The sequence below is a fragment of the Streptomyces sp. NPDC054849 genome (assembly GCF_053610945.1).
The window spans coordinates 26,206-40,196 of the sequence record NZ_JBSGZI010000030.1 but is presented as its reverse complement, the minus strand read 5'-3'; the positions used below and the strand labels follow the sequence as shown (position 1 = coordinate 40,196).

Sequence of the window (13,991 nt, the reverse complement as noted above, 5' to 3'; positions counted from 1 at the left end):
CGGGAGCGGGGCGGGCGGGAGCGGGACCTTGCGGCGGCGGCTTCGGGGGGCGGAAGCCGGGCGGGCGGGAGCGGGACCTTGCGGCGGCGGCTTCGGGGGGCGGAAGCCGGCTGGGCGGTATCAGAGTGGGTTTGGGGGTTTCCCGTCAGTCTCATCGTCTCTCCGTGTCGGGCCGGTCCCTCAAGGGCGCTCCTTCGTCGCGTCGCTGCGCGATGGCCTGCGGCCACCCTTGACCGACCGTCCCGCCACGGACATACGAAGACCGACGGGAACCCCCAAAGAAACGGGCCGGCCATTCCTGATCCACAACAGCCCGATCAGCGACCCCCGGCCGGGTCGGGGGGCGCATCAAATCGCTACGCGCTCCTGACGTCTCGGCGTCCGCAGTCCGCCTGGGGCTGGACATAAGCCGCCCCAAATCGCCACGCGCTCCTCACGTCTCGGCGTCTGCGATCCGTCTTGGGCTGGTCAGGCGCGTCAGATCGCTACACACTTCCCGGTGATGGCGGATGGCGGCTGTCTGTGGCTGGTCATAGGCCGCCCACGGTCCTTGGGGTGCTCGATGACGGCGTCTGACAGCCGCCTGGGGGAGGAAAAGCGGCAGACAACGGCTATGCCGATGCGTACCCGGGTCTAGTGGCGCGGACGGCCGAAAAGGCCAGCAGATCGCCCTAATTGCCCCACTCTGGGCGTCGCCTTGTGATGCGGGCCTCGCCTTGATGGGGGTACACCTCGGCTGAGCCGAGCATCCGCCCCTCCGCCCCCTTCTCAGGCCCCGAGCAGCCCCAGACGGCCGTCAGTCGCCCTCATCGAGGAGCGCGTAGCGATCGGTGGCGGCCTATGTCCGGCCACAGACGGGCGCCGGCCGCCATCACCGGGAAGTGTGTAGCGATTTGATGCACCCCCCCCGACCTGCCCGGGGGTCGCTGATCGGGCCGTTGTGGATCGGGAATGGCCGGCCCGTTCCTTTGGGGGGTTCCCGTCGGTCTTCGTATGTCCGTGGCGGGACGGTCGGTCAAGGGTGGCCGCAGGCCATCGCGCAGCGACGCGACGCAGGAGCGCCCTTGAGGGACCGGCCCGACACGGAGAGACGATGAGACTGACGGGAAACCCCCAAACCCACTCTGATACCGCCCAGCCGGCCCCCGCCCACCGAAGCCCCCGCCGCAAGGTCCCGCCCCGCCCGCCCGGCCCCCGCCACCCGCAGCCCCCGCCGTGCGATCCGACCCCGCACGCCCAGCCCCCGCCGCACGTCCCGATCCCGCCCGCCCAGCTCCCGCCACCCGCAGCCCCCGCCGCACGCCCCGACCCCGCCCGCCCGGTTCCCGCCTACCGAAGCCCCCGCCCCAGGCCCTGATCCCGCTCCCTCAGCCCCCGCCCCCCGCAGCCCCCGCCGCACGCCCCGACCCCGCACGCCCGGCTCCCTCCGCCCCGGCACCGCCCCGCACTCCCTCCCGGCCCACCGCAGGGGCGTGGCGCTCGCGCGCCACCTGCGCGCCACCGGCGTCACACCGGGGGGATGGATGCTCTTCAACAGCAAAGACCGCAGGGCATCGAGGAGGTGAACGTCATGAAGGTTTACACCAAGCCGGAGGCCAAGAAGGTCGACCAGGGCACCATCGTCGCTTCCGTGCGATAGCGGTGACGACATGCCACGCCTCCCCTTACCGGGGGCGTGGCATGTTCCGCTCCAAGACACAGACACAGGGGAATCGGAAGCCACATGTGCGGAATTGCCGGATTCGCTCACACCGATGGAAGCGGCCTCGATGGGTCCGCGGACCAGATCCTGCGCGACATGGCCCGTGCGCTGCGCCCCCGCGGCCCCGACGACATGCAGTTCCACCACACGGCGCAGGCCTGCATGTCCTTCACCCGGCTCGCACTGATCGACCCCGAGGGCGGCCGGCAGCCGTTCATCAGCGACGACGGCAACGTGATCCTCGCCTGCAACGGCGAGATCTACAACCACCGCGAGCTGCGCCGCACGTTCGAGGGCCGGGCGAGGTTCCGCAGCGAATCCGACTGCGAGGTGCTCCTCCACCTCTACCTGGAGAAGGGCATCGACTTCCTGGACGACGTCCGGGGCATGTTCGGCATCGCGGTCATCGACCTGCGCGAGCAGCGGCTGCTGCTGGCCCGGGACCGGCTCGGCATCAAGCCCCTGTTCGTGCACCGCCGCGGCGACACCGTGCTGTTCGGTTCGGAGATCAAGGCGCTCTTCGCGCACCCCGAGTGCCCGCGCGAGGTGGACTGGGCGCGCGCGCTCGCGGACCAGGGTCTCAGCGCCGCCCCCGTGATGGTCGACGACGAGCCCGTGACCTGGTTCAAGGGCGTGGACCACGTCCCGTCGGGCGCCGTCATGAGTATCGGCCTGCGCGACGGCGCGACCCGCGTGCACCGCTACTGGGAGCTTCCTGCGCCGGCCGAGGCGGGCGACCTCCCCGAGAGCTTCTTCGTGCAGAGCATGGGCGACCTGCTCGCGTCGTCGGTCCGCGAGTGCCTGGTCGCCGACGCCGAGATAGGCGTCTTCCTCAGCGGCGGCCTGGACTCGGCGGCGATCACCGCCCTGTCCGCGCACACCGAACTGCACACCTTCTCCGCCCTGACCGGCAGCACGGTGGTCAACAAGGACGCCCAGTACGCCCAGGAGACCGCGGGCCTGCTCGGACTGCCCCACCATCAGGTGGCCTTCGGCGCCGACCGGGTGCCGTCGCCGGACGAGTGGCGGCGCCTGCTGTGGCTGATGGAGACGCCGCAGTGCGGACCGGAGCAGTTCTACAAGAGCGAGATGTACCGTTTCGCCCGCTCCGAGCGGCCCGAGCTGAAGGCGATGCTGCTGGGTTCCGGCGCCGACGAGTTCAGCGGCGGGTACAGCGTCGCCCTCTCGGGAGGCGGCGACTGGGACGACTTCGACGGCAACCTGCGCACGATGGCCCGCCGCAAGGCGCTCGGCACCCGGTCCCCGGTGTCCGCCTGGTGGGAGGAGACCGACCTGCCGCTGCTCGGCGACGCCGCGGTGGACGCGTACGCGCCGGGAGCGGTCGACGATCCGTACGGCTCGTACCTGGCGTGGAAGTTCCGCGACATGCAGCAGTACAACTTCTGGGTCGAGGACCGCACCGCCTCCGGGAACGGGGTCGAGGCGCGGGTGCCCTTCCTGGACCACCGCATCATCGAGCTGCTGGCGAGCGTGCCCCGCACCTATCGCAAGCGGCTGTTCTGGAACAAGCAGGTCATCCGCGAGGCCGTCGGTGACATCCTGCCGCCGGAGGTGATCAGCCGTCCCAAGCTGGCCTTCTACGAGGGTGAGGGCGTCCGGCACACCCACCGGACCTTCACCCGCATGCTGGCCGGGGCCGGTGACGAGCTGGTCGAGGAGGCGCTGTCCTCGCCGCGCGCCGCCCAGTACCTCGACGGGACCAATGTCCGCCGGACGCTGCGCCGGCTGGAGCAGGACCAGAGCTCCGGCCACGTGGAGCTCCTGCTGCGCGTCGTCAACCTGGGCCTGCTCGACCTGATGACGGTCGACCCGCCCGGCAGCCGCCCGGCTCCCGGCCCGGCGCCGTACGAGGTGCGGGTGAACGACTTCGAAGGTCCCGAGCTCCGGGAGCTGTTCCCGCAGACCCGGATCGAGGAGGCGACCGTGCTCCGGCTCGCCGACGGGGTCCTCGTCCTGGACGACTCGCCCGAGGCGAAGACCTCGTACGTCGTGATCGGCGGCGCGCTGCGCTTCACCATCGACCAGATCACCCACGGCGACTGGCTGCGGCTGCTGCGCGCCTTCGACGGGGTGCGCCCGCTGGACTCGGCGGTCGCCTCGGTCGGCTGCGGTCTGGAGGACATGCGGCCGCTGCTCGACGAGTCCCTCGAAGCCGGTCTGCTGGAAGTGGTCCCCGGCGCGGTGACGGCCGCGAACTGAGCCGCGGCCGCGGCTCGGCCCCCTTTGGTACCGGCATCCGGATGTGGACGTGGATGTGCGGAAGTAACCACGAGTACGAGTGAGGTCAACCCGATGACAGCCCATCTCTACTGGGACGAGGTCTGGCGTACCGACGGCGGACGAGCGGACTGGTCGCGGCCTCACCCGTGGGTCGTGGAGGAGGCCGCCCGGCTGCAGGCCCTGGGCGCCAAGGACGTACTGGATCTCGGCTGCGGGGTCGGCCGGCACGCCCTGTTCTACGCGGAGCGGGGTCTGGCCAGCTCCGCGACCGACCGCAGTCCCGAGGCCGTCCGCGTCGGTCTCGACGAGAGCGCCAAACGCGGGGTGAACATCGCCTTCGAGGTGGCCGACTTCACCGAGTTGCCCTACGAGGACGCGAGTTTCGACCTCGTGCTGGCCTTCAACGTGGTCTACCACAACGACGAGGCCGGCCTGGCCAGGGTGCTCGCCGAGGTACGCCGCGTGCTCCGCCCGGGCGGCGTCTACCAGTGCACGATGCTCTCCAAGCGCAACGGGGAGTACGGGCGCGGCGACGAGGTCAGCCCCAACACCTTCTGCCAGCCCGGCGCGCCGGACGACAAGGTCCATCCACACCTGTACGTCGACGCCGCGGACCTGGTCCGCCTGCACGAGGGGTTCCGGCTGCTCAGCGCCACCGACGCGGAGCACGAGCGGCCGGGTTCCTTCCACTGGCACTGCGTCTTCGACACGCCCGGACAGGACGTGGCGGGTGCCCGTCACGGACGGTTCGCGCAGAGGGCGGGGGAATGATGCCGAAGGCGGCGCGACTGCGCGAGTTGCTGGAGCGCAAGGAGATCGCCCGGATCGTCGGGTCCCGGGACGCGCTCACCGCACTGCTGGTGGAGGAGGCCGGCTTCGACGGACTGTGGGCGTCGAGCTTCGAGCTGTCGGCGTCCCGGGCCCTGCCGGATCTGGGCCTGCTGACCATGGCCGAACTGCTCGTGGCGTCCTCGCACGTCAACGAGGCCACGGCGCTTCCCCTGCTGGCCGACTGCGACACCGGATTCGGCGGCAAGATCAACGTCGTCCGCACGGTCCAGCAGTTCGAGGCGGCCGGCATCGCGGGCGTCTGCTTCGAGGACAAGGTCTTCCCCAAGCGCAACAGCTTCCTCGCCGGCCAGAACCTGGAGGACGCGCAGGACTTCGCCGGACGCATCGAGGCCGGCGCGCGCGCCCGGCGCAGCGAGGACTTCACCCTGGTCGCCCGTACCGAGGCGCTCATCGCGGGCCGGGGCATGGACGAGGCGCTGTACCGCGCCCATCTGTACGCGGACGCCGGCGCCGACGCGATCCTCATCCACTCCAAGAAGCCGACACCGGCCGAGATCCTGGAGTTCCTGCAGTCCTGGCAGGCCCGCACCCCCGTGGTGGTGGTGCCCACGACCTACCCGCACTGGGACCTCGCCGAGGCACAGGAGGCCGGCGTGTCGATGGTGATCTACGCCAACCACGCGTTGCGCGCGTCGGTCACGGCGATGCGCGACGTCCTGGGCGAGATCCACCTGCAGGGCGGGACGGGCGGCGTCGAGGACGGGATCGCGCCGATGAAGGAGCTGTTCGGGCTGACGGGCGTCTCCAAGTGGGAGGGGTGGAGCGCGTGATCAGCGCCGAGTTCTTCTGTGCGGAGCTGGACCGGCGCGGGTTCGGGTTCTTCAGCGGGGTGCCCTGCTCCTTCCTGAAGGGGCCGTTCGCACTGCTCGAGCAGCGCGGGAGTTACGTTCCGGCGCCCCACGAGGGCATCGCGCTGTCGATGGCGGCGGGCGCCGAACTCGGCGGGGTCCCGGCCGTGGTGCTGGCGCAGAACTCGGGGCTGGGCAATTTGCTGGACCCGCTGACCTCCCTGGTGACGGCCTACGAGATCCCGCTGCTGCTGTTCGTGAGCCTGCGCGGCTGGCCCGACGCGGCGGACGACGAGCCGCACCACGCCGCCATGGGCGCGGCGACCCTCGGGGTGCTCCAGGCCGTGGGCGTCGCGCACGGCATTCTGGAGCCCACCGAGCAGAGCCTGAAGACGCTGCTGGACCGGGCCGCGCGGGAGCGCGCCGAGCGCCGCTCGTTCGTCGTACTGGTCCCGGCGTCGACGGTGGACACGTGCGCCGTGCCCGCCGCAGTGGCCGACGAGTCGCTGATGAGCCGGCGGGAGGCCGTGGAGGCGATCGCGGGGCATCTGGACGGCGCGCTGGTCTACAGCACCACCGGCATGATCAGCCGCGAGCTCTTCGGCGTACGCGACGACTCGCGCACCTTCTATATGCAGGGCTCCATGGGCCACGCCATCGGCCTGGGCCTGGGCACCGCGCTGAACCGCCCCGACCAGCGGGTCGTCGTCGTGGACGGGGACGGCGCGGCCCTGATGCACCTGGGCGGCCTGGCCCTGGCCGGCGAGCGCCGCCCGGTGAACCTGACGCACCTGATCCTCGACAACGGGGTCTACGACTCCACCGGCGGGCAGCGCACCCGGGACACCGCGATGCGCTGGGACGAGCTGGCGCCGGCGGCCGGGTATCGCACGGGGCGGGTGTGCCGGACCGCAAAGCAGGCCGACGCCCACCTGGCGGAGATCGCGGGCCTGCCCGGCCCCCACCTGGTGGCGCTGCACATCGGCCGCGGTGGGCCGACCCCTCCGCGGGTAACCTCGGCGCACACCAACGCCGGGGTCAGGGCTCGGTTCCAGGCCGCGGCGGCCGACACGTCGAAGGGTCTGAAGTGACCGTCATCGCTCATGTCAGCGACCTCCACCTCGACTTGGGGGCGCGGGCGACCCGTCGCGCCGAGCGGGTGCTGGGCTATCTCCGGGACATTCCCGGTCCCGTGGACGCGGTTCTGGTCAGCGGCGACATCGCCGACCACGGCACCGCGGAGGAGTACGACCAGGCGCGGGCGCTGCTCGACGACCTGCCGTGGCCCGTCCTGGTCCTGCCGGGCAACCACGACCGGCGGGGCCCGTTCCGGGCCGGGCTGCTCGACGAGAAGCCCGGGGACGACGAGCTGAACCGGGTCGTGCGGCTGCCCGGAGGGGTCTTCGTGCTGTGCGACTCGACGATTCCGGGCAGCGACGCGGGGGAGCTGAGCGCCCGCACGCTCATGTGGCTTGAGGACGCGCTGGCCGGTGAGGCCGGTCCGCGGTCCGGGCTGCCGGTCTTCGTCTGCTTCCACCACCCGCCGGTCGAACTGCACACCCCGTACGTGGACCGGGTCCGGCAGTTCCGCGAGGAGCGGCTGGCCGCCGTACTGGCCGGCCACCCGCAGGTGGTGGCGCTGTTGTGCGGGCACGCCCACGTCGCGGCGGCCACCACGTTCGCGGGGCTGCCGCTGCTGGTGGGCCCCGGTGTCGCGTCCACCGTTCCGCTCCCCCTGGAGGGGCGGGATCCCGTGGACCACGAGCTGGCCCCCGGGCTGGCCTTCCACGTCCTCGACGACCGGCGGCGCCTGGTCACCCACTACCGGGCGCTCGGCTAGGGGTGTCCGGGGGCGGATCGCCGCTCATCCCGTAGCCGCACTGCCCGGAGACTGAGAGAAGGCCATGAGAAGAGTTCTGATCGCCAACCGCGGTGCGGTCGCGGCGCGGGCCGTCGAGACCTTCCGATCGCTCGGATGGTCCCCGATCGCCGTCGCCGCCATGTCCGATCCTCAGCAGTTGCACACCGTGGGTGCGGACGGCTGCGAGTACCTCGACGGCGAGGGCCTCGCCGAGACGTACGACCACGTCGGCCGGATCGTCGCGGCGGCCCTGCGGTGCGGGGCCGCCGCCGTCCACCCCGGCTACGGGGCCCTGGCCGAGGACCCCGAGCTGCCCGAGCGGCTCGCCTCCGTCGGCATCGAGTTCATCGGCCCGTCCGCGCAGGTGCTCGCGGCCGCCCGCGACAAGGAGCACGCCGTCGCCGCGGCCGGGCGGCTGGGGCTGCCGGTGCTCCCGCATGCGACGGGGTACGACGACATCACCGCGCTGGTCGAGGAGATCGGCCTGCCCGTCATCCTCAAACCCGTGAACGGCTGCGGGGGGCTGGGCGTGCGCATCCTGCGTACCGGGGCGGAGGCGCAGGAGGCGCTCGCGGTGGTGGCCCGGGACCGGGACGCCCGGTGGTACGCCGAGCGGTACGTCGAGCGGGGCCAGGTGGTCGGGGTGACCGTCGCCGTGGACACGGCGGGTACCGTCGTCGCTCTCGGCGAGCGGGAGAGCCTGCTGGTCGAGGGCAGCATGAAGCTGCTGGAGGCCTCGCCCGTGGAGCGGGTCGCGCCCGGTCTGCTGGAGCGCATGCGGGCGGACTCGGCGCGGCTGGTCACCGGCATGGGGCTGCGCAACGTCGCGACGGTGGAGTTCATCGTGGGCCCGGCCGGGCACTACTTCCTGGAGGTCAACGGCCGGCTGCCGCTTGCCTACCGGATGTGCGAGGCGCAGACCGGGACGGACCTGATCGCCCTGCAAGTGGAGCTGGCGCAGGGCGCGTTGCTCGCTCCGGGACGGATCACGGCGGACCGGGACGTGCACTGCCTGGAGGCGCGCCTCTTTCTCGGGGGCCCGGGCCGCGTGGAACGCCTCGACCTGGCGCCCGAGGCGGACGTGACGTACAACTGCGCGCTCGACGTGACGCGTCCCGTGGTGCTGGACAACATCGTCACGCAGGTCCTCGCCACGGGCGACGGCCGCGGGCCGGTGGCCGGCGCGGTGCTGCGGGCCGTGGAAGGCAGCCGGATAACGGGGGTTGCGCACTGCTCGCAGGACATAGCCGCGTGTTTGAGGGAGTCGGGCCTGGTGCCCGACCGGCTGGGAAGCCACGCACTGGGAGTCTGACATGAACACCAAGACCGATGATCCCTTCTCGACCGTCCGCGTACCCGTCGACCCGGACCTGGCCACCGCCGTCTCCGCCGCCCCGGAGCCCGACCGCCGGCAGGACTGGTATCCGGAGCTGTACGCCACGCTCCAGGACCTGGTGCGGCGCCATCTCGACGCGCTGCCCGGCTATTTCGTCCTGACGGGGCTGGGCCACCTGACCGAGCGGCAGGCCCGCGACTTCACCGTGGCCGTCTCGCGGATGACCGGCGACCTGCTGCCGCAGGACGGACACGGGGCCCTGCTGCGCGACGTACGGGACCGTGGCGTGCGGCTCGGCGAGGGCCCGACCGGCCGCTACTCCGACAGCCGCCAGGGCGGCAGCCTGCACACCGACGCCGCGCACCGGCCGGGCCGTCTTCCGGACATCTTCACGCTGTTCTGCCTCCGCCAGGCGCGCAGCGGCGGCGCGCTGGTGACCGTGCACGTCAGCGACCTGCTGGAGGCGCTGGCGGACCATCCGCGGGAGCTGGAGACGCTGCGGCTGCCGGTGCACTTCGACACCCGGGACGACACCCCCGGTGTGCCGCTGACGACGCAGCGCCCGGTCTTCGAGTACAAGGACGGCCGGGAGCGGATGTACTACCTGCGGGACTACATCGAGATCGGCCACCGGCACCCGCACGTGCCGCCGTTGACACCCGCGCAGACCGAGGCGCTGAACCTGCTCGACGCGCTGCTGGACAAGCGTGAGATGCAGACCCACGGCCGCCTGGAACCAGGCGAGATGATCTTCATCGACAACCGGTCGATCGTGCACGGCCGAACCGCCTTCGAGGATGAGGAGACGCCCGGCGACGGCGGTCGGCTGATGCTGCGCACCTGGATCGGACTGCCCCTCTCATGACGGACCCGGTCACCGATCTGACCCGGGCGCTCGAACGGCTCGGACTGGCCGAGTTCCTGGCCGGGTTCGACGGCGACGTACCGGACCGCCGCCGCTGGGCGGCCGGCGTCGGGGGCCTGGACGGCGTGCTGCGCACGACGGCCGCCTTCCTCCTGCTCGGCGAGCCCGCGGCCCTCGACGCGCTGCCCGCGGCGGTCACCGCCGCGGTCCCCGAGCTGGTGGCCTGCTCGCTGGCGCAGGAGCAGGACGGCCGGGTCCAGCTGGCCGACGTCGCCCTGTTCCGGTCCCAGGGACTGTGGCTGCTGGCCGAGCCGCCGAGCCCCTTCCCGGTGCGCCACTACTTCGGGGCCGACTCGGTCGCCCTGGCCAGACGCGGCACCTACCGGCCGGGCGACCGGGTCCTGGACCTCTGTTCCGGGCCGGGGTTCCAGGGGCTGCTGGCCGCCCAGCGCGGCGCCTGCGCGACGCTGGTGGAGCTGCTCCCGGAGGTGGCGGCCGCGGCCCGGCTGAACGCGCGGCTCAACGGCCTCGCCGCGCGGACCGAGGTACGGACCGGTGATCTGTACTCAGCGCTGGACGCGGACGCGGGTCCGTACGACCGCGTCATCGCCAACGTCCCCTTCCTGCCCACCGTGTCGCCGCCCGGGCGGGAGGCCCCGCACGAGGGCGGCGCCGACGGGTTCACAGTGGGCCGCCGGGTCCTGGACGGCCTGCCCGCGTACCTCGCCGAGGGCGGGGCGGCGTTCCTGACGGCCCTTCTGCTGGAGTCGGACGGGGAACTGCTGTCGGCCGGGGAGCTGCGCGCCCGGAGCGCGGCCGACGGCTACGGCGTCACCGTCACCCTCACGGACCGGATGGCCCTCGACGCCGGCTCGGACCTCGTGCAGACGGTGGTGTCGGACCACCTGGACACCGACCCGCAGGCCGACCCTGCGGCGGTGGCGGCCGAGGTGACCGGAGCCTTCGCGCGGCGCGGCGCGACGGCCGCCCGGCTGGCCTATCTGCGGGCGGACCGGGGAATGGCCGACTTTCGCATCATCGAGCCCGCCCGGTCCTGAACGCCGCCTACCGTGGGGCTGTCCGACACCGGCCGCGATCTGAAAGGACCCTCTGTGACGGCGAGCACGGACGGTGGCACCGTCAACCTCACCGAGCTGGCCTCGATACGCGACACCGGGGCCGCGGAGTGGGACGTTTTGGCGGGTGACGCCGCCCTGTACTCCAGCCACCTGTGGCTGAAGTACGGCGAGGAACTGGCCGACTGCGACCACCGGCACCTGGTCGCCTCGTCCGGCGGCCGCCCCGTGGCGGCACTTCCCGTCCACCGGTTCACGGGCACCGTCCCGCACTTCTACGACCCCTCGGTACTCTTCCCGGGCGCCGCCGAACCCGCCTCCCCCGAGCGCCCGCTGCTGCTCGCCGGTACCCGGCTCGGCTACACCAGCGAGGCCCTGGTCGCCCCGGGGACCCCGGAGCCGCTGGCCGGGACCGCGCTGCGGGCGCTGCTGGAGCGGCTGCGGTCGCTGGCGTCCGGGTCGGGCGGCCTGGCGGCCGCGCTCTACCTCACCGACGCGTCCGTGGAGCGGCTGCTGCCCCTGCTCGGCCCGGCGGACCAGCTGGTGCTGATGGACGCGGGAGCCGTCCTCGACATCGATCCCGACGGGCTGGAGGGGTACCGCAAGCGGTTCACGGCACGCCAGTTCAAGTCCCGCCGGCTGGAGATGCGGCGCTACGACGAGGCCGGCTGCCGCACCGAGGTGCGCAGGCTGTCGGAGTGCCACCAGGACATGGGGCCGCTGTCCGCGCAGGTCCTGCGGCGGTATGGACACCCGGTGACGGACGAGGGGGAATCCGAGCGGTTCGCCCTCCAGGCCGGCCTGTTCGACGAGGAGTGCCGGATCCTGGCGGCCTACCAGGGCGAGCGGATGGTGGGCTTCACCCAGTTCTTCTTCTGGGGCGGCACGATGTACGCGCGCTCGCACGGGCTGGACGACTCGATCGGCCGCGAGGCGAAGCTCTACTTCAACCTGACGTACTACAAGGCGGTGGAGTACGCCGCGGCCCACGGCTACCGCTCCCTGGACCTCAGCTGTGACGCCTTCGAGGCCAAAGTGACCCGCGGGGCACGGCTGGAGCCGCTGTGGGGGCTGGTCCTGGACGCCCCGTGGAAGGGGAAGGTCCTCGACGCGGTCCGCGAGGCGGAGGCGGCCCGCCGGGCCGAGTTCGCCTCGTTCGACCCCGGCGTCGAGACCCGGGTGGCGCAGCTGGTCGCGGCCCGGGGCTGACCTTCCTGCCGTCGTCCCTCGGCCGGCGTCCTGCCGTCGTCCTTCGGCCGGCGTCCTCCCGTCGTCGTTCGGGCCGGCGTCCTCCCGTCGTCCTCCCGGACCGGGGTGCTCCCGTCGTCCTCCCGGACCGGGGGACGGGAGGGCCGCCGCCCCGGCCGCCGGTCGGGTCAGGCCGCGGGCTTCACCTCGCTCGGCGTGCGGCCGCGTTCGGCGATCCGCGCCACCGGCGGGACCGCCGCGCCGGCCGCCACCATGAGGCACGCCAGGGCGATCCAGCCCGGCGGTCCCGCCACCAGGCAGAGCGCGTTCAGGACGGCCGGTGCCACCGCGCCGCCGATGCCCACGCCCACGGAGAAGACGCCCTGGTACTCGCCCTGGGCGTGCTCGGGCGCCAGCCCGAAGGACAGGGCGTACTCCCCCGCCGTGAACAGCATCTCCCCGAAGGTCAGGGCGACCGTGCCCAGCACGATCAGCCCCACCGCGACGGGTCCGGACACGTGGGCCGTGGCGAAGACGATCAGCATGGCCGCCGCGATCACCGGGCCGCTGCGCCGCATGGCCACCGCCCCGTGGCGCGGCGTCTCGATCCCCTTGGCCACCCTGGTCTGCAACAGGACCACCAGGGTGCAGCTGACGGCGAAGACCAGCGAGACCGTCCACCGCGGGGCGTCCGTGTACTCGGCGATCCACACCGGCATCAGCACCGTCATGAAGACGTCGAACATCACCATGACGCCCGCGAGCATGCTGACGGCGAGGAACGGCCGGTCCGCCAGGGCGTAGCCGTGTCCGGCGGTCGGCTCCCGGGGGACCGGCGGCAGGTGCGGCAGCCGAGCCACGAGCAGCGCGGCCACCAGGTAGGACAGGACGTCGGCCAGGATCGCGATCACGTAGGCGGTGCGGGTGTCGGCCTGGAGGGCCAGTCCGCCGAGCAGCGAGCCGGTGACCATCGCGAGGTTCTGCAGGGAGTAGATCCGGGCCCGGTACGCGACCCGGTCCTCACCCCCGACGTACGCGATCAGCGCCCCGCTGATGGCCGGGAAGGCGCCCCGCCCGAGGGAGATCAGGGTGATCACCACCAGGAATCCGGCCATCCCGTCGACGGCCAGCAGCGCGGCCGCCGCCCCCGCCTGCGCGAGCAGTCCGGCGATGCCCACCTCGCGGGGTCCGAAGCGGTCCGCGAGCCGGCCGACCACCGGACCGGCCACCAGCCCGGCGAGCCCGGCCGCGGTCAGCCCCATGATCACGTTGCCCGGCGAGAGGCCGACGGAGCGTACGAAGAACAGCACCTGGAGCGGGGCCCAGCCGCCGGCCCCGAGGTAGCGGACGAACAGGGCCGTGGCCAGGCCGCGCCTGAGCCGGCGTTCGGTCTCCGTCATCAGCGGTCGGTCGCGCCGTCTGCGGCGAGCGGACGGGGATTGACCTCCACCCCCAGCTTCGGCGCCAGGAGCTTGCGCATCTGCTGCGCGGCCGCCTCGGCGGTGTTCGCCCGTACGACGTCCCAGCCCCGGTGGTCCGCCCACTCCAGCATGACCTCCCGGACCGCCGCCTGGTGGGTCAGGAAGCTCTCCGGGCGGCATTCGGGGTCCCGGCCGCACTCGTACGGGGTGATGTCGCCCTTCTTGCGGCGCAGTGCCTCCTCAGGCGTGACGTCGAAGAAGACCACCATGTCCACCGGCGCCATGGCCTCGACGATGGCGTCCACGAGGTTCTTGGGACAGCCGGCGAGCAGTTCGGTGGCGGCGTGCTTGATCCAGTAGCCGTCGAGGATGACCACGTCCTCCTGCGCCGCGGCGGCGCGCTCCGCGGCGAGCGTGTTGAGCCAGCCGAGGAAGAGCATCCGCGCCGGGTTGGGCATCTCCGCGATGCAGACCCGGAGTTCGTCCAGGGAGGAGCCGCGCAGGAAGCGGGCCTGCGGCACCCGGGCCTCCTCGAAGACCTGCCACTTGCCCACCACCCGGAACGACAGCCCCTGGCCGAGCGCCCAGCTCTCCAACCGCTTGACCTGTGTGCTCTTGCCCGCCCCGTCGGGTCCGTCCATCGCAATGATCATGTGGTTCG

General features: G+C 72.5%; 11 protein-coding genes. 9 read left to right on the top strand and 2 right to left on the bottom strand.

Annotated elements, in window-relative coordinates:
• The first annotated feature begins 1,723 nt into the window (after positions 1–1,723).
• The 9 genes from asnB to ACWGIF_RS16045 all read left to right on the top strand — a co-directional run bounded on the left by asnB (position 1,724) and on the right by ACWGIF_RS16045 (position 11,930).
• Positions 1,724–3,922 carry an asparagine synthase (glutamine-hydrolyzing) gene (asnB, locus tag ACWGIF_RS16085; RefSeq protein ID WP_453497074.1) on the top strand — a complete coding sequence of 733 codons (2,199 nt, stop codon included), beginning with the start codon at positions 1,724–1,726 and terminating at the stop codon, positions 3,920–3,922.
• Between the two features lie 93 nt (positions 3,923–4,015).
• The gene (locus ACWGIF_RS16080; protein ID WP_453497071.1) at positions 4,016–4,714 is read left to right on the top strand and encodes a class I SAM-dependent methyltransferase; all 699 of its coding nucleotides are present in this window, start codon (positions 4,016–4,018) and stop codon (positions 4,712–4,714) included.
• A complete protein-coding gene (locus tag ACWGIF_RS16075; protein ID WP_453497068.1) occupies positions 4,711–5,565 on the top strand; it encodes an isocitrate lyase/phosphoenolpyruvate mutase family protein in 855 nt (284 codons plus the stop codon). Before ACWGIF_RS16080 ends, ACWGIF_RS16075 begins: the two co-directional genes overlap by 4 nt.
• Entirely contained in the window at positions 5,562–6,674 is a 1,113-nt protein-coding gene (aepY, locus tag ACWGIF_RS16070) for a phosphonopyruvate decarboxylase (RefSeq protein WP_453497065.1), read from the top strand. Before ACWGIF_RS16075 ends, aepY begins: the two co-directional genes overlap by 4 nt.
• Positions 6,671–7,423, top strand: coding sequence for a metallophosphoesterase (locus tag ACWGIF_RS16065; RefSeq protein ID WP_453497062.1), 753 nt, complete (start codon positions 6,671–6,673; stop codon positions 7,421–7,423). The genes aepY and ACWGIF_RS16065 overlap by 4 nt, the downstream gene beginning before the upstream one ends.
• Before the next feature lie 64 nt (positions 7,424–7,487).
• Positions 7,488–8,756, top strand: a complete 1,269-nt coding sequence (locus ACWGIF_RS16060) for an ATP-binding protein (protein WP_453497059.1) — start codon at positions 7,488–7,490, stop codon at positions 8,754–8,756.
• 1 nt (position 8,757) lies between these two features.
• Entirely contained in the window at positions 8,758–9,645 is an 888-nt protein-coding gene (locus ACWGIF_RS16055) for a TauD/TfdA family dioxygenase (protein WP_453497056.1), read from the top strand.
• A complete protein-coding gene (locus tag ACWGIF_RS16050; RefSeq protein ID WP_453497053.1) occupies positions 9,642–10,703 on the top strand; it encodes a hypothetical protein in 1,062 nt (353 codons plus the stop codon). The genes ACWGIF_RS16055 and ACWGIF_RS16050 overlap by 4 nt, the downstream gene beginning before the upstream one ends.
• A gap of 54 nt (positions 10,704–10,757) precedes the next feature.
• Complete coding sequence (locus tag ACWGIF_RS16045; protein WP_453497050.1) at positions 10,758–11,930, top strand: hypothetical protein; 1,173 nt, start codon at positions 10,758–10,760, stop codon at positions 11,928–11,930.
• Positions 11,931–12,097: 167 nt separating this feature from the next.
• Here ACWGIF_RS16045 and ACWGIF_RS16040 read toward each other — a convergent pair whose 3' ends face one another.
• Both ACWGIF_RS16040 and ACWGIF_RS16035 read right to left on the bottom strand, forming a co-directional pair.
• The gene (locus ACWGIF_RS16040) at positions 12,098–13,309 is read right to left on the bottom strand and encodes an MFS transporter (RefSeq protein ID WP_453497047.1); all 1,212 of its coding nucleotides are present in this window, start codon (positions 13,307–13,309) and stop codon (positions 12,098–12,100) included.
• Positions 13,309–13,971: a hypothetical protein gene (locus tag ACWGIF_RS16035; RefSeq protein WP_453497044.1), complete on the bottom strand. Its 663-nt coding sequence runs from the start codon at positions 13,969–13,971 to the stop codon at positions 13,309–13,311. The genes ACWGIF_RS16040 and ACWGIF_RS16035 overlap by 1 nt, the downstream gene beginning before the upstream one ends.
• Positions 13,972–13,991: the final 20 nt, after the last annotated feature.

What these genes read in the sequence shown, in the direction of transcription:
- ACWGIF_RS16060 (WP_453497059.1), top strand. Translation starts at nt 7,488, where the DNA reads ATGAGAAGAGTTCTGATCGCCAACCGCGGTGCGGTCGCGGCGCGGGCC.
- ACWGIF_RS16035 (WP_453497044.1), bottom strand. Translation starts at nt 13,971, where the DNA reads ATGGACGGACCCGACGGGGCGGGCAAGAGCACACAGGTCAAGCGGTTG.
- ACWGIF_RS16075 (WP_453497068.1), top strand. Translation starts at nt 4,711, where the DNA reads ATGATGCCGAAGGCGGCGCGACTGCGCGAGTTGCTGGAGCGCAAGGAG.
- ACWGIF_RS16055 (WP_453497056.1), top strand. Translation starts at nt 8,758, where the DNA reads ATGAACACCAAGACCGATGATCCCTTCTCGACCGTCCGCGTACCCGTC.
- ACWGIF_RS16050 (WP_453497053.1), top strand. Translation starts at nt 9,642, where the DNA reads ATGACGGACCCGGTCACCGATCTGACCCGGGCGCTCGAACGGCTCGGA.
- ACWGIF_RS16040 (WP_453497047.1), bottom strand. Translation starts at nt 13,309, where the DNA reads ATGACGGAGACCGAACGCCGGCTCAGGCGCGGCCTGGCCACGGCCCTG.
- asnB (WP_453497074.1), top strand. Translation starts at nt 1,724, where the DNA reads ATGTGCGGAATTGCCGGATTCGCTCACACCGATGGAAGCGGCCTCGAT.
- ACWGIF_RS16080 (WP_453497071.1), top strand. Translation starts at nt 4,016, where the DNA reads ATGACAGCCCATCTCTACTGGGACGAGGTCTGGCGTACCGACGGCGGA.